Source organism: Proteiniclasticum sediminis (genome assembly GCF_018128025.1).
In the GTDB taxonomy this organism is placed as follows: Bacteria; Bacillota; Clostridia; order Clostridiales; family Clostridiaceae; genus Proteiniclasticum; species Proteiniclasticum sediminis.
On record NZ_JAGSCS010000059.1, the window covers coordinates 1 to 882 of the forward strand.

1 protein-coding gene is annotated in these 882 nt (G+C 49.4%); it reads right to left on the reverse strand.

Annotation, left to right across the window (positions count from 1 at the left end):
- Positions 1-882 (reverse strand): IS1634 family transposase (locus KCG48_RS14510; RefSeq protein WP_211802889.1); only part of this gene is annotated, 882 nt, incomplete at both ends.

Consider the following 882-nt stretch of genomic DNA (forward strand, 5'->3'; position numbering starts at 1 on the left):
TTCATCCAGGGCGATTTGTTCTTCATCGATGGAAATATGCGGCGTAAGCCTGCGGATTTCACCGGTCTCTTCATCCAACTGTTCGACTTCCAAGTAGCGCTTGCCGCCTTTTTTCATGGTCAGCCGGAATCGCTCGCTGGCTGTCAGTTTTTCCGCGTACTCGATGGATTTCTGTCGGCGGACTTTTTCCCGAAAATCATATTTTTGATTCCATGTCACCAGCACTTTTTCGGTGACTTCTTTTTTGTTCAGTATTCTTTTTCGAATCATTGATTTTTGGGCGAAGGTCTCGTGTTCATTGAATATCCACCCTTCCGGGTCCAGGGCGAAGTCCTGCAGATCTTTTGGGGCACCTCGCGTGCCCCGGATTTTTTGACTGAACAGGTAGCCATCCTGATTCTGTAAGGTTTCCACGATATTGGTCTTGCTGTTCATGCCTTTGTCTGCGACCACCACGATTCGTTCGATGCCAAACTGCTTCTTTACTTGTTCCACAGCTGGCAAGTAGGTTTTCACATCATTGCAGTTCCCGGGAAACAACTGAAACGCAATCGGGATCCCGTTCGTATCCATAAACAGGCCCATCTGGACGATGGGGTTGGGCCGATTCTCTTTGCTTGGACCCCGTTTTCGAAAGGCCGGGATGGTCTCCCCGTCGATTTCGACGAGTTCATCATCCAAGTCCGTCTCAAAATAGTAATTGGTGACATCATAGAAGACCAAGACCCCTGTGCGGCCGATCTGCTTCGTGATCGCATGGTGCATCTGCAGCTGGATCTCTTCACTGAGCACACAAAGGGTGTCCAGAGAACGGTAAATCTCTTGCGGGGATAACGCAAAGTCGCCGAAAAGATCGCCTTGGGTTTGCACGCTCTTCAATTT